Origin of the sequence: Mesorhizobium sp. 2RAF21, assembly GCF_052115345.1 — a bacterium.
In the GTDB taxonomy this organism is placed as follows: domain Bacteria; phylum Pseudomonadota; class Alphaproteobacteria; order Rhizobiales; family Rhizobiaceae; genus Mesorhizobium; species Mesorhizobium terrae.
In genome coordinates this window covers 403,140-422,276 of record NZ_JBFRGM010000003.1, presented here as the reverse complement: position 1 = coordinate 422,276, position 19,137 = coordinate 403,140, and the positions used below count along the sequence as shown (strand labels likewise).

Annotated in this window: 20 protein-coding genes and 1 riboswitch; of the genes, 10 read left to right on the top strand and 10 right to left on the bottom strand. The window is 63.4% G+C overall.

Translation table 11 applies throughout. The features are described 5' to 3' along the window. Positions 1-189 (top strand): formate--tetrahydrofolate ligase (locus tag AB4136_RS07380; RefSeq protein ID WP_441930940.1); only part of this gene is annotated, 189 nt, incomplete at its 5' end. Between the two features lie 117 nt (positions 190-306). Here AB4136_RS07380 and AB4136_RS07375 read toward each other — a convergent pair. Further along, positions 307-1,956 carry a hypothetical protein gene (locus tag AB4136_RS07375; protein WP_024925558.1) on the bottom strand — a complete coding sequence of 550 codons (1,650 nt, stop codon included), beginning with the start codon at positions 1,954-1,956 and terminating at the stop codon, positions 307-309. A 136-nt stretch (positions 1,957-2,092) separates the two neighbouring features. Between AB4136_RS07375 and AB4136_RS07370 the strand changes: the two genes are divergently transcribed. Then, on the top strand, positions 2,093-2,263 hold the full coding sequence (locus tag AB4136_RS07370; RefSeq protein ID WP_161773324.1) for a hypothetical protein: 171 nt from the start codon (positions 2,093-2,095) through the stop codon (positions 2,261-2,263). 110 nt (positions 2,264-2,373) lie between these two features. Here AB4136_RS07370 and AB4136_RS07365 read toward each other — a convergent pair whose 3' ends face one another. Both AB4136_RS07365 and AB4136_RS07360 read right to left on the bottom strand, forming a co-directional pair. Further along, entirely contained in the window at positions 2,374-2,847 is a 474-nt protein-coding gene (locus AB4136_RS07365; protein WP_024925559.1) for a 6,7-dimethyl-8-ribityllumazine synthase, read from the bottom strand. A 76-nt stretch (positions 2,848-2,923) separates the two neighbouring features. After that, a riboswitch (FMN riboswitch) is annotated at positions 2,924-3,070 on the bottom strand. Positions 3,071-3,126: 56 nt separating this feature from the next. Beyond that, positions 3,127-3,672: a sugar O-acetyltransferase gene (locus AB4136_RS07360; protein WP_036254427.1), complete on the bottom strand. Its 546-nt coding sequence runs from the start codon at positions 3,670-3,672 to the stop codon at positions 3,127-3,129. Positions 3,673-3,811: 139 nt separating this feature from the next. Between AB4136_RS07360 and AB4136_RS07355 the strand changes: the two genes are divergently transcribed. From AB4136_RS07355 to AB4136_RS07345, 3 genes are all read left to right on the top strand, one after another. Further along, positions 3,812-4,273 carry a membrane protein gene (locus AB4136_RS07355; protein ID WP_024925561.1) on the top strand — a complete coding sequence of 154 codons (462 nt, stop codon included), beginning with the start codon at positions 3,812-3,814 and terminating at the stop codon, positions 4,271-4,273. Then, complete coding sequence (locus tag AB4136_RS07350; RefSeq protein WP_024925562.1) at positions 4,270-5,652, top strand: FAD-containing oxidoreductase; 1,383 nt, start codon at positions 4,270-4,272, stop codon at positions 5,650-5,652. The genes AB4136_RS07355 and AB4136_RS07350 overlap by 4 nt, the downstream gene beginning before the upstream one ends. A 117-nt stretch (positions 5,653-5,769) precedes the next feature. Then, positions 5,770-6,822 (top strand): succinylglutamate desuccinylase/aspartoacylase domain-containing protein, encoded by a 1,053-nt coding sequence (locus AB4136_RS07345; RefSeq protein WP_024925563.1) that lies wholly within the window; start codon positions 5,770-5,772, stop codon positions 6,820-6,822. Between the two features lie 42 nt (positions 6,823-6,864). Here AB4136_RS07345 and AB4136_RS07340 read toward each other — a convergent pair whose 3' ends face one another. Then, on the bottom strand, positions 6,865-7,578 hold the full coding sequence (locus AB4136_RS07340; RefSeq protein ID WP_024925564.1) for a DUF1868 domain-containing protein: 714 nt from the start codon (positions 7,576-7,578) through the stop codon (positions 6,865-6,867). 75 nt (positions 7,579-7,653) lie between these two features. Continuing rightward, positions 7,654-8,568: a DMT family transporter gene (locus AB4136_RS07335; RefSeq protein ID WP_024925565.1), complete on the bottom strand. Its 915-nt coding sequence runs from the start codon at positions 8,566-8,568 to the stop codon at positions 7,654-7,656. 101 nt (positions 8,569-8,669) lie between these two features. Between AB4136_RS07335 and AB4136_RS07330 the strand changes: the two genes are divergently transcribed. After that, the gene (locus tag AB4136_RS07330) at positions 8,670-9,530 is read left to right on the top strand and encodes a LysR substrate-binding domain-containing protein (protein WP_024925566.1); all 861 of its coding nucleotides are present in this window, start codon (positions 8,670-8,672) and stop codon (positions 9,528-9,530) included. Between the two features lie 15 nt (positions 9,531-9,545). Here AB4136_RS07330 and AB4136_RS07325 read toward each other — a convergent pair whose 3' ends face one another. Further along, entirely contained in the window at positions 9,546-10,328 is a 783-nt protein-coding gene (locus AB4136_RS07325) for a MerR family transcriptional regulator (RefSeq protein WP_137902108.1), read from the bottom strand. A 268-nt stretch (positions 10,329-10,596) separates the two neighbouring features. Between AB4136_RS07325 and AB4136_RS07320 the strand changes: the two genes are divergently transcribed. Together AB4136_RS07320 and AB4136_RS07315 are read left to right on the top strand one after the other, a co-directional pair. Continuing rightward, the gene (locus AB4136_RS07320) at positions 10,597-12,786 is read left to right on the top strand and encodes an anthranilate synthase (RefSeq protein WP_137902109.1); all 2,190 of its coding nucleotides are present in this window, start codon (positions 10,597-10,599) and stop codon (positions 12,784-12,786) included. Positions 12,787-12,792: 6 nt separating this feature from the next. Then, on the top strand, positions 12,793-13,722 hold the full coding sequence (locus tag AB4136_RS07315) for a cation diffusion facilitator family transporter (RefSeq protein WP_137902110.1): 930 nt from the start codon (positions 12,793-12,795) through the stop codon (positions 13,720-13,722). Positions 13,723-13,724: 2 nt separating this feature from the next. On the opposite strand, the gene AB4136_RS07310 is transcribed toward AB4136_RS07315, so the two are convergent. Next, positions 13,725-14,822: a hypothetical protein gene (locus AB4136_RS07310; RefSeq protein WP_137902111.1), complete on the bottom strand. Its 1,098-nt coding sequence runs from the start codon at positions 14,820-14,822 to the stop codon at positions 13,725-13,727. 91 nt (positions 14,823-14,913) lie between these two features. On the opposite strand from AB4136_RS07310, the gene AB4136_RS07305 reads away from it, so the two are divergent. Together AB4136_RS07305 and AB4136_RS07300 are read left to right on the top strand one after the other, a co-directional pair. Next, positions 14,914-15,351 (top strand): DsrE family protein, encoded by a 438-nt coding sequence (locus tag AB4136_RS07305; RefSeq protein ID WP_137902112.1) that lies wholly within the window; start codon positions 14,914-14,916, stop codon positions 15,349-15,351. A 60-nt stretch (positions 15,352-15,411) separates the two neighbouring features. Then, positions 15,412-15,711 (top strand): putative quinol monooxygenase, encoded by a 300-nt coding sequence (locus AB4136_RS07300; protein ID WP_024925572.1) that lies wholly within the window; start codon positions 15,412-15,414, stop codon positions 15,709-15,711. Between the two features lie 50 nt (positions 15,712-15,761). On the opposite strand, the gene AB4136_RS07295 is transcribed toward AB4136_RS07300, so the two are convergent. From AB4136_RS07295 to AB4136_RS07285, 3 genes are all read right to left on the bottom strand, one after another. Further along, positions 15,762-16,754, bottom strand: a complete 993-nt coding sequence (locus AB4136_RS07295; RefSeq protein WP_024925573.1) for a Bug family tripartite tricarboxylate transporter substrate binding protein — start codon at positions 16,752-16,754, stop codon at positions 15,762-15,764. 171 nt (positions 16,755-16,925) lie between these two features. After that, complete coding sequence (locus AB4136_RS07290) at positions 16,926-17,702, bottom strand: esterase family protein (RefSeq protein WP_024925574.1); 777 nt, start codon at positions 17,700-17,702, stop codon at positions 16,926-16,928. Between the two features lie 3 nt (positions 17,703-17,705). Beyond that, positions 17,706-18,872, bottom strand: coding sequence for an ATP-grasp domain-containing protein (locus AB4136_RS07285; RefSeq protein ID WP_024925575.1), 1,167 nt, complete (start codon positions 18,870-18,872; stop codon positions 17,706-17,708). Positions 18,873-19,137 lie beyond the last annotated feature (265 nt).

The following is a 19,137-nucleotide window of genomic DNA, read 5'->3' as shown; positions in this document are numbered from 1 at the left end:
ACCGATCCGAACCTGCGCGGCGCGCCGACCGGCCACACCGTGCCGGTGCGCGAGGTGCGGCTTGCCGCCGGCGCCGGCTTCGTCGTCATCATCTGCGGCGAGGTCATGACCATGCCGGGCCTCCCCTCAAAACCCTCGTCGGAGAAGATCTTCCTCAACGACCAGGGCCAGATCGAGGGGCTGTTCTAGGCACAAAGGGCAATCGGCAGTCGGCAGTCGGAACAGGAGTTCACCCGACTGCCTACTGCCCTCATCACATGAGGCCTTACGGCCCTGATCGCGCTGTCGCCCTAGTCCCCGGAGTTTTTAAGAGCCTTGCTTGGCGGGGGTAGGCGTCGCCGGGTTGGCAGTGGTGGCTGGGCTAGCCGGGTCGTCAAACTTGCTAACTTGGCGCTTTGCCGCGTTCACCAGGCTGTCGAGGAAGTCGAAGAAGACCTCGATGCTGAAGCCGAACACGAAGGCGAGCGCGAACAGTCCGAGCCCAACCGCCTTGAAATCCTCGCTGCTGTCGAAGATACCGACCCACAGCCAGGCCAGTAGTACTCCGGCAAGCGCGCCCAGCGCGACACGGTGAACGGTCCTGAGGAAGGTCGGGTCCGGCAGAAGCGGATCGAGAATCCGGCGCATGTAGAACATCAGCGCGCCGAGCGCGCCATAAGCCGCCGGCAGAATGATGAAGGAATAAAAGGTGTTGGTGTCACGGACCTGAGCCTCGAGCGAAGCCATATCCGGGATCGAGCCGGAATAATAATAAAGGCCGATCTTGCAGTTCTGGCTGATGATGTCGGCAACCCTGACGCCGAACTGATTGTCGATCGTATAGGCGATGGCGGCGATATACTGCCTTGCGGGGTCCGCAGTCGCCGCGGATGTCTGGCCTTCCGGGGCGAGATAGTCCAGATGCGAGCAGAAAGCTCCCCGCATCACCACACTGCGCGGCTCGTGGCCATAGCCACCAGATGGGGGAGGCGGGCTGGGGTCGGTAGCAGCGTCGCTCGCCGCCGAGAGACCGCCACCACCCGGCCCCCCGCCGTCCGATGTCATGCCAGGGGTGGCGCCGCGGAAGCCTGGTGGGCATATCGCGATGGCAGGCTGCGCGCCGGCACTTTCGGGAACACCGACATTGCCGCTGCTCATTGACCGGGGAGATTCCGCAGCCTTCTTGAGCGCCTCCCCGGCGCTGAGATCATTCAGTAGAAGACAGGCGAACCAGTTTGATATCTTGTCGCCGACCTTACGGGCGGTTTCCATGCCCGCGATGGGGTTCTTCGCCAATTTCTGGAAAGTCTCGGCCCGGATTTCCAGCGCACGTATCTGCTGGTCGAGTTTGATCAGCTCATCCTGTTTCGAATAGGCCGCCTCGCGGGCCAGCAGATAGCGTTCGCGCGTATCTCCCGACTGCAATCCAGCCTCGCCGGATGCATCTCCGGCCGTGCCGCCGGCAACCGCCGGGATCGCGCCCTGTCCGGCGGGATCGCCTTGACCCTCTCCATCTTTCTTATCGGACAGGCGCCTTTGCGCTTCGTTGAGTTCACGTTCCAGCAGGCCGAAACGTTCCAGCGAATTGCTTTTTTGCAGTGCTATGAGATCGGTGGAAAGCAGCCTGCCCGAATTGTAGATCTGGGTGAGCTGCCCGACCATGGCCATGGAGGCCAGCGATATCAGGACCAGGAACGCGATCCTTGCCCTGTTGCGCCATGAATTTTTGAATGGATTCCAGCCGTTCCTGATGGCGACCAGCGCCTGCGGTTCGATATTGGCGGTGCATTTGCGGAAGGCCTCCTGAAGCGCCTTCACCTTATCGTCCTGGATCTTGCGCTCGGCCTCGGGCAGTTGTTCGACCGCCTTGATCGCGGCCCACAGTTCCGCGTCGTCGATGGTACGGTTTGTGCGCGCATATTCGGCGATACGATAGGCATCGCTGATCAGACGATCGACGAATGTTTCCTCCGCCACCCAAACCTCCCCCATCAAGAGGCCGGCACGCCGGCACCTCTAGTTCAGATAACCCGACACATATCCATAGGGTGACGGGCAGCCGCACGGATTGCCCGGCGGTCCGGGGGGATTGGCCCAGCACCAGAAAGTGGCTGTGAAGCAGATCGTGCCCGGCTGGTGCGGGGGCACCTGCGCGAAGGCCGAATGTGCCAGAAACGCAAGGCCGGCAGCGGCCAATGCAAGAATTGCCTTCGATCTTTTCGACAACGCCATGCGTGCCCCCAAGCCACGCTTCGCCCTTGCGGGACAATTGGCCGATTTATAGGGGCATCGCCTCGGCAAATCAACTTAAAGATGTATTATCGCCAAAAATACAACCTGTAGGCTAAAGGAGGAGAGAACGCCGGGCCTACCCGACGTTCTCGTGCGGCAAGATCAGGCGGCGATCAGGTCGCGCGCTTTCAGGATCTCCACGCAGGCGCCGGCCGCCTCCCTGCCCTTGACCCTGAAATGATCGAAGAAGAAACGATGATGCTCGGCACTGTCGTGGAAATTGTGCGGCGTCAGCACCGCTGACAGCACCGGCACGCCGGTTGCGAGCTGAACGCTCATCATGCCGTCGAGCACCGCCTGGGCCACGAATTCATGGCGGTAGATGCCGCCATTGACGACGAACGCCACGCCGAGGATGGCTGCATGGCGACCATTGTCCGCCAGCGTCTTGGCATGCAGCGGGATTTCGTAGGCACCAGGCACGTCGAAGATATCGACGGCCAGGCTGCCCCCGCTCAGTGTCTCGATCTCCTTGGCGAAGACCTCGACACACTGGTCGACGATGTCGGCGTGCCAGCGGGCACGGATAACGGCGACGCGGCGGATTTCGAACTGTTTTGGGGATTGCTGATTCATGGGTCCTTCCTTCCGTTTCGAACCAGAATCAGGACGCACGACGCGGAATCCCGGCAGCTTGCGCCACCGCTATTCCGTTCGTTCTCTTCCATCCGGACTGTGACCGTCGGCTCCGGAATTACACCGGATCTGCTGACCCTTCCGTTGCCGGAAGGCGCTCGCGGGCTCGGGTGCGAACACCCTTACCGCCGGTGGGGACTTTCACCCCGCCCTGAGAACATTAACGCCGCGAGTTAAGGAGACGGCCCGTCGCCCTGTCAACCCGCAGGAACAATCATTTCAGCCAACTGGCCGAGCCGGATTGCCGACAACGGTCGAGCCAGCGGCCACATTTCGGGTGACCACCGAACCCGCGCCGATGATGGCATTGTCGCCGATGGTGATGCCACCGAGGATGATGGCGCCACCACCGATCCAGACATTCTCGCCGATCGTCACCGGCCGGGCGATCTCCAGCCCTGCCAGGCGTTTTTCCGGGTCCTTGTGATGTTCAGGGCAATAGATCTGCACGGTTGGCCCGAGCATGGTGCCCTTGCCGATGCGGACCGGAGCGGTGTCGAGAATGACGCAGCCGGTATTGAGGAAGACGCCCGCGCCGAGGAAGATGTTGAAGCCATAGGCGCAATGGAACGGCGCTTCGATGCGGGCGCCCTCGCCCGCCTGCCCGAGCAGCGCGCGCAACAACGGCGCGATGTCGCCCCGCTCAAGCGGCGGCAGCGAACGATGTTCGAACACGGCCTGGCTGGCAACGAGCCGCAAGGCGTCAAGCTCGGGATCGACGCAATTGTACCATTCGCCAGCCTTCATCTTGTCGCGTTCGGTCATCTGCAGCGTCCTTGCTTGGAAGGCCCACGAATCTCGTCGCCTCCCTCGCGGATTTCGTCGCCCAGATCCGAACGATGGTCAAATGCAGGGCATATGCTAGGCTGCTTATCAAAGGCCGTTCCAAGCTGGGGGACCTGTCATGCTTTATCTGCTTGCACTGCTGATCGGGGTTGTCGCGGGCTTGAGGGCGATGATGGCGCCCGCCGCCGTCGCCTGGGGCGCCCATCTCGGCTGGCTGCCGGTTGCCGGCACATGGGCAAGCTTCATGGGCCACTGGATCGCCGTCGCCCTCTTCTCGATCCTCGCCCTCGTCGAACTGGTCACCGACCAGCTGCCCTCGACGCCCAGCCGCAAGGTGCCGCAGCAATTCGGCGCCCGGCTGGTCACCGGCGCGCTGTCCGGCGCGGTCATCGGCGCGACCGGCGGTGCCACGATCGGCGGATTGATCGCTGGCGCGATTGGCGCGGCGATCGGCACGTATGGCGGCGCCGAAGCGCGGGCGCGTCTCGCCGCCGCTCTCGGCCGTGACTTGCCCGCCGCGCTGATCGAAGATGTTGTCGCAATCGTCGCCGCCCTGCTGATCGTGGCCGCCGTCGCATGACGGGCGAGGCAAAGGCCTTCGACGCCATCGTCGTCGGCTGTGGCCAGGCTGGCCCGTTCCTGGCCGGACGGCTGAGCGGCGCCGGCATGACGGTGGCGCTCGTCGAGCGCAAGCTGGTGGGCGGCACCTGCGTCAACACCGGCTGCATGCCCACCAAGACGATGGTCGCCAGCGCCTATGCAGCGCATCTCGCCCGCCGCGCCGCCGATTACGGCGTGACGCTTTCCGGCCCGGTCGGCATCGACATGAAGACGGTCAAGGCGCGCAAGGACAAGGTTTCCGACGATGCCCGCCACAGGCTGGAGGAATGGATCGCCGGCATGCCCGGCTGCACGCTGTTTCGCGGTCACGCCCGGTTCGAGGATGCGAACACCGTGCGCGTCGGCAACGAGCTTTTGCGCGCCGGCAAGATATTCCTGAATGTCGGCGGCCGCGCCTCGGTGCCGGACTTGCCGGGCATCGGCGATGTCGCTTTCCTGACCAACTCCTCGATCATGGACCTCGACGTGCTGCCGGATCACCTGGTGGTGGTCGGCGGCAGCTACATCTCGCTGGAGTTCGCGCAGATGTTCCGCCGCTTCGGCTCCAGGGTGACGGTCATCGAGAAAGGCCCGCGGCTGATCGGCCGCGAGGACGAGGATGTCTCCGCCGCCATCCTGTCGATATTTGAGAACGAGGACATCGCCGTGCATCTCGGCGCCGACGACATCGCTTTCGCCAGGCAGAGCAAGGACGTGGCGGTCACCTTTTCGCGCGGCCAGCCGCCGGTGGTCGGCTCGCATGTGCTGCTGGCGCTCGGCCGTATTCCCAACACCGACGACCTCGGCCTCGACAGGGCCGGGGTCGCGCTGGACAAACGCGGTTACATCGAGGTCGACGACCAGTTGCGCACCAGCGTGCCGCACATCTGGGCGATGGGCGACTGCAACGGCAAAGGCGCCTTCACCCACACCTCCTACAACGACTTCGAGATCGTCGCGGCCAACCTGCTCGACAACGATACGCGCAGGGTGGGCGACCGAATTGAGGCCTATGCGCTCTACACCGACCCGCCGCTTGGCCGCGCCGGCATGACCGAGACCGCCGTGCGCCGATCCGGCCGCCGCGCGCTGGTGGGGCAGCGCCCGATGACACGGATTGGCCGGGCGATCGAGAAAGGCGAGACGCAAGGGTTCATGAAGATCCTGGTCGATGCCGACAGCGGCGAAATCCTCGGCTGCTCGGTGCTCGGGCCTGGCGGCGACGAGGCTGTGCACTGCGTGCTCGACCTGATGTACGCCAAGGCTCCGGTAAGGACGCTTCAGCGCGCCACGCATATCCACCCCAATGTCGCCGAAATCCTGCCGACGATCGCACAGGAACTGACGCCACTGGTCTGAGCCGGCGCACATCCCGGACGCTGCGGGACCTCGCTGCGCTCATCATCAGCGGCACTGGACCACTCGACATGGCCCTGCCGGCACGGCATGAACGACAGGCACCCGACGGAGAAGACCATGGAAAAATCGATCGAGCGGCTGGCTGGCGACAGCGAGGGCGTTGCCTATGAATTCCCGGTCTTCCGCTTCAAGGGGAGCGATGCCGCAGCACCGACCGCCTATCTGCAGGCGGCGCTGCATGCGGGCGAGCTGCCGGGCACGGTGGCCATCGACGCGCTGATGCCGATGCTGGCGAAAGCGGAAGCCGAAGGCCGCGTCAAAGGCTCGATCACCGTGGTGCCCTGGGCCAATCCGGTCGGTCGCGCCCAATATATGTTCGGCGAGCTGGAAGGCCGCTTCCATCTGCCCAACCGCGTCAATTTCAATCGCGACTTCCCGCTGATCGACAAGCCGGACACCGCGCTGCTGCCGGCGGAAGACAGACTGCCGACCGTCGACCAACGGCTGAAGGCCCGACTGCTCAAGCTGTCGGTCGGCCATGACATCGTGCTCGACCTGCATTGCGACGACGAAAGCGTCGCCTACCTCTACGTGCCGGCCGTGCTGTGGCCGGCCATGCAGGACTGCGCCGCCGCGATGGGCGTCGAAGCCGTGCTTTTGTGGGAAGGCGAGAGCGGAGCTGCCTTCGAGGAGGCCTCGCTACATCCGCACCTTTCCGCCGGCAAGGAACGGCTCGAACGTTTCGTGGCCACCACCGTCGAATATCGGGGCATCGCCGATGTCGATCCGGCCATGGCCGAGGCGGACGCGGCCGGCCTCTACCGCGTGCTCGTCGCGCGCGGCGTCATCGCCGATCCCTCGATGCCGAAGCCCGGGCGTTTCGAGGGGGTCGTCTCTCCGCTCGAGAACATCGACATGATGCCGGCGCCGAAGGCTGGCCCCGTGCTCTACGATGTGAAACCCGGCGACCGCGTGAAGAAGGGCGACAGGCTGGCCACGATCGTGCATGCGCCTGGCGAACAAGGCGGCCGCGTCGAGATATTCGCCCCGCAGGATGGCTACATCCTCACCCGCCGCTCGCATCGCATCACCCGCAAGGGCGACGACCTGGTCAAGCTGATCGGCGCCAAGCGCAGCGAAGACGCCCGTTCCGGCACGCTGGAGGCCTGAGAGGCGCTCCGGCGCATCGTTCGCGAGCACGATATCGGGTTCTCAAGCGAGGTCGTGCACCGGCTTGAACTCCGTCATGTCGTTGAAAGTACAGAAGGCCGGTGGGCCGAGTTCGAGCACGTCGATCTCGGCCAGGAAGCTCCGCTCAAGCTCGGCAAGGGCCGGCAGATAGACCGTTTCGGCACCGACCGGCAGCCACGCTTTCAGATAAGCGAGCGTGACGTGGAAGGTATAGCGGTCATGGTCGGGATGGCGGTAACCGAAAGGTTCGACCAGCCGGTCGCGCAGGGCGCGGATGGTCATTTCGTCCGCCAGCGTGGCGCCGGTCGCGACCAGGCCGAGCGGCGTGATCTCGACCGGCCGCATGCGCAGCTCTGGCGCCGAGGGAAAGCCTTCCAGCCGGTCGACAAACAGCGTCGTGGTCTCATCGATCGGCACGTCGCAAGCCACGTCTCGCGGCCAGTAGACCGGCTGCCGGCGTCCTTCGATGGTGCCCTGGAAAACGGTCATGTGCAGGCTTGAAACCGGCGTATAGGCAAAGCGATCGCCATGCGGCAACGCCATCATCGCTTCGCGCACACGCACCAGCGCCTGCTGCGTTTTCGACCCATCGAGCACGTGGCTGACGATGGTGTTGCCGGGCTGTGGCAGGAAATTGCCGGCCGCGTCGAACCGCCGATTGAGATAATAGGGAGGCTCGCTCTTGCCGATCTCCGTGAAGTTTTCGGCAAAGGCATCGTTTCGTTGGTAAGGCACTGTGGCTCCTGCAAGACCGGTGTCGGAGCCCGTCTGTAGTTTCGCGGCTTGAAGGCTGTGTGACAGGATTCGTCGTTACTCGGCTGGCGGGGCCAGCCGCGCCGACGCGCGCCGGCCCGGGAAACGCCAGCCCAGCCGAACGCCCAGCGTCGCGGCCGCGATCATCGCCATGCCGATTGCCTGCGGCAGGCCGATGGGGTGATTGTAGATCGCCCAGTCGATGATGATGGCAATGACGGGATAGATGAAGGTGAGCACGCCGATCACCGGCGTCGACAACCATGGATAGGCCGAGAACATCATGACATAGGCGATGCCGGTGTGGAGCACGCCGATGCCGACCAGCCAGCCCCAGGACGCTGCCGGGATATGCTCGGAAAAATTGGCGAGCGGCGCCAGCATGATCGTTCCGACGACGGTCTGGCAGAGCACGGTGATTTCCGGACGTTGTTGGCCGAGCCCTTTGGCCAGCACAGTGACGATCGCATAGAGCAGCGCGCCGCCGAGCGCCATCAGGATGCCGAACGCCCATGTCGCGGTCACAACCGTGTTGGAAGCGACGAGGCCGCTGGCCAGCACGACGCCGACAAATGCCGAGACCATCCAGATGACCTGGTCGGCACTCACCCGTTCCTTAAGAAAGACCACGCCGATCAGAACCACGAAGAACGGCTGGATGTGATAGATGATCGTCATGACGGCGATCGAGGTCTTGGCGAAACCGGCGAAGAATGCCGTCCAGCTCAGCACCATGCAGACACCGCACAGCGCCGCCCGCGCGAGCCGCGCCGGCGAGAGACCCGGATCGGGCAGGTAGCCGCGCAACAGGCACCAGGCGCCGAGGAAGACCGTTCCGAAAGCGCAGCGCCAGAACACGGTGGTGATGGGGTCGAGCCCGGCTTCGGTGACAAAGGCGCCGACCGTGCCAGCGATCATCATGGCAACGGACAGGTTCAGCGCGGGAAAGCGAGGGCTCGATGCCTGGGTCATGCAGCGTCTTCCAGAGGATGCCGACGAGCAGCAAGCCAGTCTCCGCTCTTTCACGCAAACGAATAGATTTGGTATTAGCTATTCGATATGCTGATAGCGCTATGACACCGCTTCTCGACCTCGATCTTTTGAAGACATTCGTCGCCATCATCGAGAGCGGCAGCTTCTCCAGCGCCGCCCCGCGCGTTGGGCGTAGCCAGTCTGCCGTCAGCATGCAGATGCAGCGGCTCGAACAGACGCTCGGAAAGCAGCTGTTGATACGCACGCCGAAGGCGGTGACGGCCAACGCCGCCGGCGAGGAGTTCCTGGTCTATGCCCGCCGTTTGCTCAAGCTCTCGGACGAGGCCTGGGCGAGCGTGACGCGACCGGAAGAGGCAGGCAGCGTCCGTCTCGGCGTGCCGGACGATTATGCGGCCTATCTGCTGCCGCCGGTGCTGTCGCGGTTCTCGGCCGCACACCCGCTGGTGACGGTCGAACTCGTCTGCGAGCAATCGACCGCGCTGGTGAAGACGATGGCGGAAGGCCGGCTCGATCTTGCGATCATCACCCGCCTGCCCGACCAGCCGCTGGAGGTGCTGCGGCTGGAGCGTTGCGTATGGGTGGCCTCGCCCCATCATGTCGCCTGGGAGAAGGACCCGTTGCCGGTGGCGTTGTTCGAACCGGGCTGCGCGGCGCGGCTGAACATGCTGGACGTGCTGGCCAAGACCGACCGCGCCTTCCACTGCACCTATTCCAGCGCCAGCCTGCTCGGCCTCGTCGCGGTCGTGCAGGCGGGGCTGGCGGTTGCCGGACTGGCGCAGCTCAGCGTGCCGCCGTCGCTGCGCATCATTGGCGAAAACGAAGGATTGCCGCCGCTTCCCGATCTAGAAATCGGCATCATGCGCAATCCCTTGTCGGCGACGCCCGCGGTCGAGCGCCTGGACGAATTCCTCCGCCGCGACCTGGCGGAAAGATCGTCATAGGTCGGCGCAGGATCGTCAGCAGCCCTCCCCCTGCCGCCTGGCCCACGCACGCATCGCGGCCGGCAGCCACGCGCCGAAACCCTTGGCGATGGTCTCGTAGCGCGCGACGAAATCGGCATGCGATTCGTAGAGATCGGCGAGGTTCGCATAGGCGTCCGGTGTGCAGGGCTTGCTCCATGTCGTGGCGACCCAGTCGCGGTGCCGGCCGACCAGCGGATCGAGCGAGCGGGCCTGCGGCGGCGCGCCTTCCCGCATGGCCTCGGCCAAGGCATCCTCGATCTGCTTCAGTTCCTGCATCAGGCCAGCGAGTTCATCCGAAGGCATCGACTGCGTCTTCACCTTGTTCGCGTCGATCTCGGCGTGAACATTCTCACCATGGCGCTCGATCAGCCAGGCCTCGTATTCGGCCTGTTTTTGCAGCGACACCACGCCGCTGTAGAGGTCTTGATCCTTCATCGCCTTTTCTCCTTTCAGTTTGGCGATGGTGCGGTCGATGGTTTTCAGCATGCGTCGGTAGCGTTTGGCCTCGGCTTCCAGCCGCTCGCGCTGTTTGACCAGCGACTGAAGCCGGTCGAAGCCCGGATCGTCGAGCGCGGCGCCAATTTCGCCAAGCGACAGGCCGAGCTCGCGCTGGATCAGGATCTGCTGCAACCGCAGCAATTCCTCCTCGCCATAGTACCGGTAGCGGTTGTCGCCGACGCGCGCGGGTCTCAACAGCCCGATCTCGTCGTAATGATGCAACGTCCGCACCGATATGCCGGCGAGTTCCGCCAGTTCGCTGACCGTGTAGGTATTCATCCACCACACCTCGTGACCTGACCGAGATAGGCTCTGACGCGGCGTGAGGGTCAAGCGTGGAAATCCGGTTGCGCGGGAAACCGTTCGCGGCTATGGAATTTGCCATGTGCACGAAGTCGATCAAGAGCATTTGGTGGTGGGCCAGCTAACAGCGGCCTGTCGAAGCGCGTGCGCGTGAACAATCGAGATGGCCGCAGGAGAAGTCCGGCGGCCTTTTGTTTTCCAGAGATGCCTCCAGACCTCGCCGCGGCGGAACAGGGAGATGGCAATGACGGTGGAAATTCTGGAGAACGGCGCCGAGCGGTTCGTAACGGCGGGTGGCGTGGCGATTACGCGGGAACGCCATGACGTTGCTTATGCGGGCGCGATCGAATCCTATATCGACGGACTGAATTCGCGCCCAGGCGCGGTGTTTTCCTCCAACTACGAATATCCCGGCCGCTATACCCGCTGGGATACCGCCATCATCGACCCGCCGCTGATGATCTCGGCGCGCGGCCGCGCGATGCGCATCGAGGCGCTGAACGCACGCGGCGAGATGATGCTGATGGTTGTCGCACGCCATCTCTCCGACCTTGAGGACGTTGCCGTCACCCAGACGACGAAGCGGCGGCTGGCGCTGAAGATCGCCGAGCCCGGCCGCGTCTTCACCGAGGAGGAGCGCTCGCGGGTTCCGTCGGTCTTCACGGTGCTACGCGCCTTCACGGCGCTGTTCAAGACCGCCGAAGACGCCAATCTCGGCCTCTACGGCGCCTTCGGCTACGACCTCGCTTTTCAGTTCGACCCGGTTGAGCTCAAGCTGGAGCGCAAGGAAAGCCAGCGCGATCTCGTCCTGTTCCTTCCCGACGAGATCCTGGTCGTCGACCACTATTCGGCCAAGGCCTGGGTCGACCGCTATGAATTCGCCGCCGACGGGTTCTCCACCGAGGGCCTGCCGCGCGACCGCGTCGTCGAGCCGTTCAAGCCGGCGGACCGCATTCCGCCGCGCGGCGATCATGAGCCCGGCGAATACGCCAAGCTGGTGCGCAACGCCATGGACAGCTTCAAGCGCGGCGACCTGTTCGAAGTGGTGCCCGGCCAGATGTTCTTCGAACGCTGCGAGACCGCGCCTTCCGAAATCGCGCGGCGGCTGAAGACCATCAACCCCTCGCCCTATTCCTTCTTCATCAATCTCGGCGAAGGCGAATATCTGATTGGCGCGTCGCCGGAGATGTTCGTGCGCGTCAACGGCCGCCGCGTCGAGACCTGCCCGATCTCCGGCACCATCAAGCGCGGCGACGATGCCATCTCCGACAGCGAGCAGATTCTCAAACTGCTCAATTCCAAGAAGGACGAGTCCGAGCTCACCATGTGCTCGGACGTCGACCGCAACGACAAGAGCCGCGTCTGCGAGCCGGGTTCGGTGCGTGTCATCGGCCGCCGCCAGATCGAGATGTATTCACGCCTGATCCACACGGTCGACCACATCGAGGGCCGTCTGCGCGAAGGCATGGATGCCTTCGACGCTTTCCTCTCCCACGCCTGGGCGGTGACGGTGACCGGAGCGCCAAAGCTGTGGGCGATGCGCTTCATCGAACAGAACGAAAAAAGCCCGCGCGCCTGGTATGGCGGCGCCATCGGCATGGTGCATTTCAACGGCGACATGAATACCGGCCTGACGCTGCGCACCATTCGCATCAAGGATGGCATCGCCGAAGTGCGCGCCGGTGCGACGCTGCTGTTCGACAGCATTCCCGAGGAAGAAGAAGCCGAAACCGAACTGAAGGCCTCCGCCATGCTTTCCGCCATTCGCGACGCCAAGACCGGAAACTCGACCGGCGTCGAACGCACCACGGCCCGCGTCGGCGAGGGCGTGAACATTCTTTTGGTCGACCATGAAGACAGCTTCGTCCACACTTTGGCGAACTACTTCCGCCAGACCGGCGCCAATGTCTCGACGGTGCGCACGCCGGTTCCCGACGAAATCTTCGACCGCCTGAAGCCGGACCTCGTCGTGCTTTCGCCCGGGCCCGGCACGCCGAAGGATTTCGACTGCGCCGCCACCATCAAGAAAGCCAGGCAGCGCGACTTGCCGATCTTCGGCGTCTGCCTCGGCCTGCAGGCGCTGGCCGAAGCCTATGGCGGCGAACTGAGGCAGCTCGCCATTCCCATGCACGGCAAGCCATCGCGCATTCGGGTCTCGAAACCGGGGGTCATTTTCTCTGGTCTGCCGAAGGAAGTGACGGTCGGCCGCTACCATTCGATCTTCGCCGATCCGGTCCGCCTGCCCGACGATTTTATCGTCACCGCGGAGACCGAGGATGGCGTCATCATGGCCTTCGAACACAAGAAGGAACCGATCGCGGCCGTGCAGTTCCATCCCGAATCGATCATGACCCTCGGTCACAATGCCGGCATGCGCATGATCGAAAATGTCGTGGCGCATATGCCGCGCAAAGCCAAGGAAAAGGCAGCCTAGCCTGAAATGACAGTCGCCGCAGCCAAGAGTGCCTCCAAGCAGAGAGTGGTCACGCTCGCCTTCTGGTCGATCATCGTCGCCTTCGCGGTGACGGGACTGAAGATCATCGCATGGCGCATGACTGGCTCGGTGGCGCTCTATTCCGACGCGCTGGAATCGATCGCCAATGTGGTGACCGCGATCGCCGCTTTATGGGCGATCAAGATCAGCCACATGCCAGCCGACAGCGACCATCCGTTTGGCCACCACAAGGCCGAGTATTTTTCAGCGGTGCTTGAAGGCGTGCTGATCGTAGTGGCGGCGCTGCTCATCATCGCCAAAGTGTGGGATTCGCTGCGCAATCCCACACCGCTGGAACAGCCCTGGATGGGTCTCGGCATCAACACCAGCGCTGCGATCGTCAACGCGGTCTGGGCCTTCATCCTGATCCGCGTCGGGCGCGCCGAGAAGTCGCCGGCACTGATCGCCGATGGCCGGCACGTGATGACCGACGTGGTGACCTCCGCCGGCGTCCTGATCGGCCTGATCGGCGCCATCTTCACCGGCTGGCATGTGCTCGACCCGCTGCTTGCGCTGATCGTGGCGCTGAACATCCTCTACCAGGGCTGGCGGGTCATGGGCGAATCCTTGAGCGGCCTCATGGATCGCGCCGTCGACAATGAGGAACACCTGCGCATCCGCGACATCATCTCGTCCAACTCGAAGGGTGCGCTGGAGGTCCACGACCTCAAGACCCGCATCGCCGGCCGCGCCACCTTCATCGAGTTCCATATGGTCGTGGAGGCAGACATGACGGTCGCCGAAAGCCACGCCATCTGCGACCGCATAGAAGACGCGCTGAAGGCCGAGATCCCCTCGGTGCGCATCACCATCCACGTGGAGCCCGACGACGAGGCGAAGCTGCCCAAGGGCACCGTCGCCGTTCCGTTCGCCTGAGCCTATTGCGCGCAGGCGGCTTGCGGCATCGCTTGCAAGCGGAAAACCCTGTCGTCGGATTTCGTCTCGGTTGCTGCATCCGCCTGGCATAGCGGGGCGAATGGCAGGCTTGCCTTGGGATTGGCCAGCATCATCGTGCCGTTGGCGCCGCGACGCAGATAGATTTCCTTTTGCGAAAGATCGCATGACGGACCGTCGCCCGCCGGCGCGGTCGCCACGCAACGCCATTGATCCGCCTCGCCCTCGCAGGAATAGGTCTGCACGCTTCTTGTCGCCTTCTGGCGGGTGGTGACGGCAACCACGAGGTCGGCGCCATTCGGCCAGCTCGCGGCTTTGCCTTTGGCCGCGAAGGCCGCGACTTCAGCACCGCTGCGAAAGACGCGGATCGTTTGCGTCAGCTGGTTCGGGTGCGAGGCAAGATGCTCGACCGAATAGTCGCGGCCGTAGCAAAAGGGCTGGTCCGGCTTCAGCCTGACACGCAGCGGATCGCCGAGCGCCGGATCGACGGGATCGATACGGGCGAATTCCGCCTTGCAGTCGGCCGCCGGCTTGCGCTCCAGCCGGAAGCCGTCGTCGTCCGCGCCGAGCGCCTGCCGGTCGTATTCGGCCTTGCCGAGTTCGTCCTCGGACCCGCCACCCAGATAGATATCGCGAGCGACACCGCCGACCACCAGTCTTCCCTCCGCGTCGAGGGACAGTTCGGCCATGGTACGATCGCATTCCATGCCGCAGCGGATCTTGCCTGCACCGCCCTCTTCTTCTGAAGCGCGGCACCAGCCGCCGACCCATTCTGGTTCCCTTGCACCGCGCACTGTCGTCGTCATGAAGCCGTTGTAGCCGGCGGAGGCCAGGCCGTCGGACGGATCCTCGCTCGGCCGGCTGACCGGATCGGGACCGTAATAGAAGAAGATGCGTGCCACCTTCTGGCGCGGATGCGCCTTCAGATGGTCGGCATCGTAGACGCGGCCAAAACAGGCGCTGCCGCCATCCGGGCTGAGTTGCTTCAACGGCGCCAGTTCGTCAGCGGTTACAGCCGCGGTCAGGACGAGCGCACACGCAATGCCGAGACTGGCCGTCGTGATAATCTTCGACGCTTTCATCGCATCCCCCACAAGGACCTGTCGCGGTCGATTTTATGCTAGGAATCGGCACAAGGCCACGCGCATCGCGCAGCCCGGACAGGAGGGCTTCATGCTTCGCAGGGATATGTTTCGCGGACTGCTCGCCAGCATCGGCGTCACGCTCGTATCGGGCCCGGCCGGCGCGGCTACAGCAAAGCCTAACCGGCAAAAGGTCGCCTATCATCTCAGCGACCTCGACAAGGTCGCCTTCGTGCTGGGCAACATCAAGAACCACTATGAGGGCACAGACGGAAACGTCGAAATCGCCCTGGTGGTTCATGGCCCGGCGCTGGAGGCTTTCAGAAGCGCGAGCGCCTCGGCGGCGATCTCCGGCCGCTTTGCCGGATTGGTCAAACAGGGGCTGGTGCCGCATGCCTGCGCCAATACCATGCATGGCATGAACATAGGACTGCCGGACCTGTTCACGGGCTTCGTCAGCGCCGACAAAGGCGGGGTCGTCAAGCTCGCCGAACTGCAAGGTGCCGGCTATGTCTATCTAAGACCTTGATATCGACCCCGACTTCGTTCGATGATCGCCGCCAATGACAGAGGTTGAAGGGAGCCCCTGATGTATGGCCTGATCGGAAAGATGCGTGCAACTCCCGGCAAGCGCGAAGACCTGCTGCAGCTCCTGCTGGAAGCCACCGACTCCATGCCGGGCTGTCTCAACTACATCGTCGCCCGCGACCCTGCCGACACCACAGCGATCTGGGTGACCGAGGTCTGGGTCGATGCCGCGAGCCACAAGGCTTCGCTCAACCGGCCGGACGTTCAGGCTGCAATTGCCAAGGCCCGTCCGATGATTGCCGGTTTCGACTTCCAGTTCGAGACCGAACCGGCCGGAGGTTATGGGCTCGACCAGCCCTGATCTCGGCCAAAAGCGGCGGGAGCAAAGGAGCCCCCGCCGGCAGACCATCGTCAATCGACCTGGATCTTGGCTTCCTTGACGATCGGCTCCCATTTGGCGAGTTCCGCCTTGACGTGGGCACCGAGTTCTTGCGGCGTCGAGCCGACGATGGTGGCGCTGAAATCGCCCATCCTTGCAATCACCGCCGGGTCCTTCATCGCCTTGGTCGCCGAGGCGTTGAGGCGATCGATGACCTCCTTCGGCGTGCCGGGAGGCGCAAACAGCGCATTCCAGGTGTAGGTTTCGTAGCCAGGCACCCCGGATTCCGCGATGGTCGGAAGATCGGGGAAGGACGGGACGCGCTTGGCCGTCGTCACACCCAGCGCCTTCAGCGTGCCACCCTTGATGTGGGAGGACGAGGACGGCAAATTGTCGAACATGATCGGCACCTGGTTGGCGACGACGTCGTTCAACGCCGGCCCGGCGCCCTTGTAGGGTATGTGCTGCATATCCACGCCAGCCATGATCTTGAACAGCTCGCCGGAAAGATGCAGGGGCGTGCCGATGCCGGACGAGGCATAGGAGTACTTCTCGGGTTCGGCCTTCAGAAGCGCGACGAGTTCCTGGACGTTCTTGACCGGCAACTCCGGATTGACCACCAGCACGTTCGGCACGACGACCAACAGCGAGACCGGCGAAAAATCCTTTTCGGGATCGTAGGGCCTGGTCTTCAGGATCAGCGGGTTGAGCGCATGGGTGGCGACGGTGCCCATCAAGATGGTGTAGCCGTCCGGGTCGGAACGCGCGACGCGATCGGCACCGATATTGCCGCCGGCGCCGGCGACGTTTTCCACGATGACCTGCTGGCCGAGATCATCCGACATTTTCTGCGCGACGATACGCGCCACCAGATCGGTCGAGCCACCGGCGGCGAACGGCACCACCAGCGTCACCGTCCGGTTCGGGAACTGCTGCGCCGAAGACGGCGAAGCGACAGCCGCCAAAGACAGCGCCGACAAGCCGAGCGCCAAAGCGGCGCGTCGTGACAATTTTGAAAAGTTCATCCTATTCCTCCTCTCCCCCACCCTATGCGCCTTGGGCGCACGAGTTGGTTACGATAATCGGGAAGAGCAGACAACAACGACACGGCGACGGCTTCATGCATACGCACGCAAGCCAGTCGGGCACCTTCACGCTGAGGATAGCCCGCGTGAGACCGCGTTGTTTGCCGGCTTTCAGTCCAGCCTGTGCTTCAGGTCTTCATCCAGCCAGCGGCCGAAGAAATAAGGCAGCTGCTTGTGCCACCACGGCCAGTCGTGGGCGACGTCACCACCCCAATAATCGACCCAGGCGGGGATCGCCTTTTCGCGCAGGATGCGTTCCAGCGCATGCGTTTCGACCAGCATCTGCTCTTCCCAGGCACCCTGGCCGCTACAGAAGATGAGCCGCAGCGAACGCAGCCGCGCAAGCAGCGCCTCGTCGGTGATGCCTGGTAGATAGTCGAGCGGCGAGTTGTAGAAGATGTCGCCCGCCAGCGTGCTGCCCAGGAAACCGCGGGTCGAATAGACGCCGGAAAGCGAGATGACGCCGGCGGCAAGATCGGGATTGCGGAAGACGAAGTTCGAAGAGTGATAGCCGCCCATCGAGCAGCCCGAAAACAATGGCTTCAGCACGCGGCCGCCATTGGCCTCCGCGGCCGTGGCTGCAAATTCCGGCAATGCCTCGTCGCGGACATAGCGGAAATAGGCCTCGTGCCGGCCGATGCGGTGAGCCGGATCGCCGTGCTTGTCGAAGAAGCTCTCGCTGTCGATGCCGTCGACAGTGAAAATCTGGATGCGGCCAGTGTCGATGAAGTCGGCTAGCGAATTGACGCCGCCCGCATCCTCGAACTGGTAGAAGCGCCCCTGCGACGTCGGGAAAACGACGACCGGGCGCCCGGCATAGCCGTAGCGTTTGTATTCCATGTCGCGGCCCAGCTTGCCGCTCCAGCGCTTGTGATAGGAAATGTCCATCGCTCAAGCCTCCTCGGCATGGATGTAGTCGACCGCTTCGCGCAGTGCCTGACGGTCTCGCGACCGCAGCTGGTAGGCGTAGTTGCCCATGGCGCGGCTGAAAACCTGTTCGATGGCCTGGTGGTGCACGACCTTGTCGCCGTGCGCGGCTAACACATCGTCATGGCTGTGGCGATAGCGGAGATGGTCCTTGCGGCTGGCATAGACGGTGAAATACTTGCCCTTGAACGGCCCGCCAACCGTGTTCTGGACCACCATGTTGGCCCATTCGGCATAGATGTCGATGTCGAAGCTGTAGTTGATAGCGTCCGGCATCCACGCGCCCGGCGGGCGGATGTTCACTTCCAGCGCGATGATCTTGCCCTGGCGGGTCTCGAACAGCTCGATATGGAAAAACCGCTCCTTGAGGGCGAATGCCTTGACGATCTTGCGGCCCGCTTCCTCCACTTCCGGCGGGATATCGGGCCGGCAGGTGTAGCTCATATGCTTGTTCTTGTTGACGACATCCATGATGGAGTCGTCGTATTTGGTGCTGGCGGCAAACACGATCTCGCCGTCCCGGTTGACCAGTCCGTCATAGGTGACCACCAGCCCGTCGATGAATTCCTCCATGACGAAGCTCATCCCTTCCGGCTTGATGCGGAAGAATTCGTCGAGTTCGCCGACATTCGAGATCTTGTAGGTGTGGGCAGCACCTGCGCCGGAATCCGGCTTCACCACCACCGGGTAGCCGACACGGCGGATGAATTCCAAGGCGCCAGAGCGTTCCGAGGTCTTGCGTTGGGCGATGACGTTGACGCCGGCCTTGCGGAACGACGCCCGCATGCGGCTCTTGCGTTTGATGTTCTTCACATAGTCGAGCTTGATACCATCGATGTTGAAGTCGGTGCGGATGCCGGCCTCGAGATCCAGCCAATGCTCGTTGAGCGACTCGAAACGATCGATGCGGCCCCATTTGTGAATGAAATGGCCCATCGCCCGATAGATCAGGTCGTAATTCTCCATATCCGCGATGAGGTAGTATTCGCTGAGCGCATTCTTCAGCCTTGGCGCCAGCGCCTCATAGGGCGCGTCCCCGATGCCGAGCACGGTGGCGCCGGCTTTTTTGAGCCGATCGCAGAAATCGGCACCGTTCGACGGGAAATGCGGCGAGAAGAACACGAAATTCATGAACAGCCCTCCCGGTCGCCGTGCCCAACGGCGAGACCTGGAGAAATGTGACGCATTTAGATGAAACCGCAAAGCAAAACCGTGCCCTGCCTTTTCACCCGTGCGGCAGCGTTACCCTTGCCTCCGTGGGGAGGCTCCTGTAAGAGAACGGCCATGACGACGCGCCCCGCATCCTCTGTCTCCCGTTCGGCCAGCCTGGCTGGAGAGACCGTGCGCGCGCTTTCCGCGACCCTGCTTCTTCTCGGCCTTATCGGCGATCGCCGGG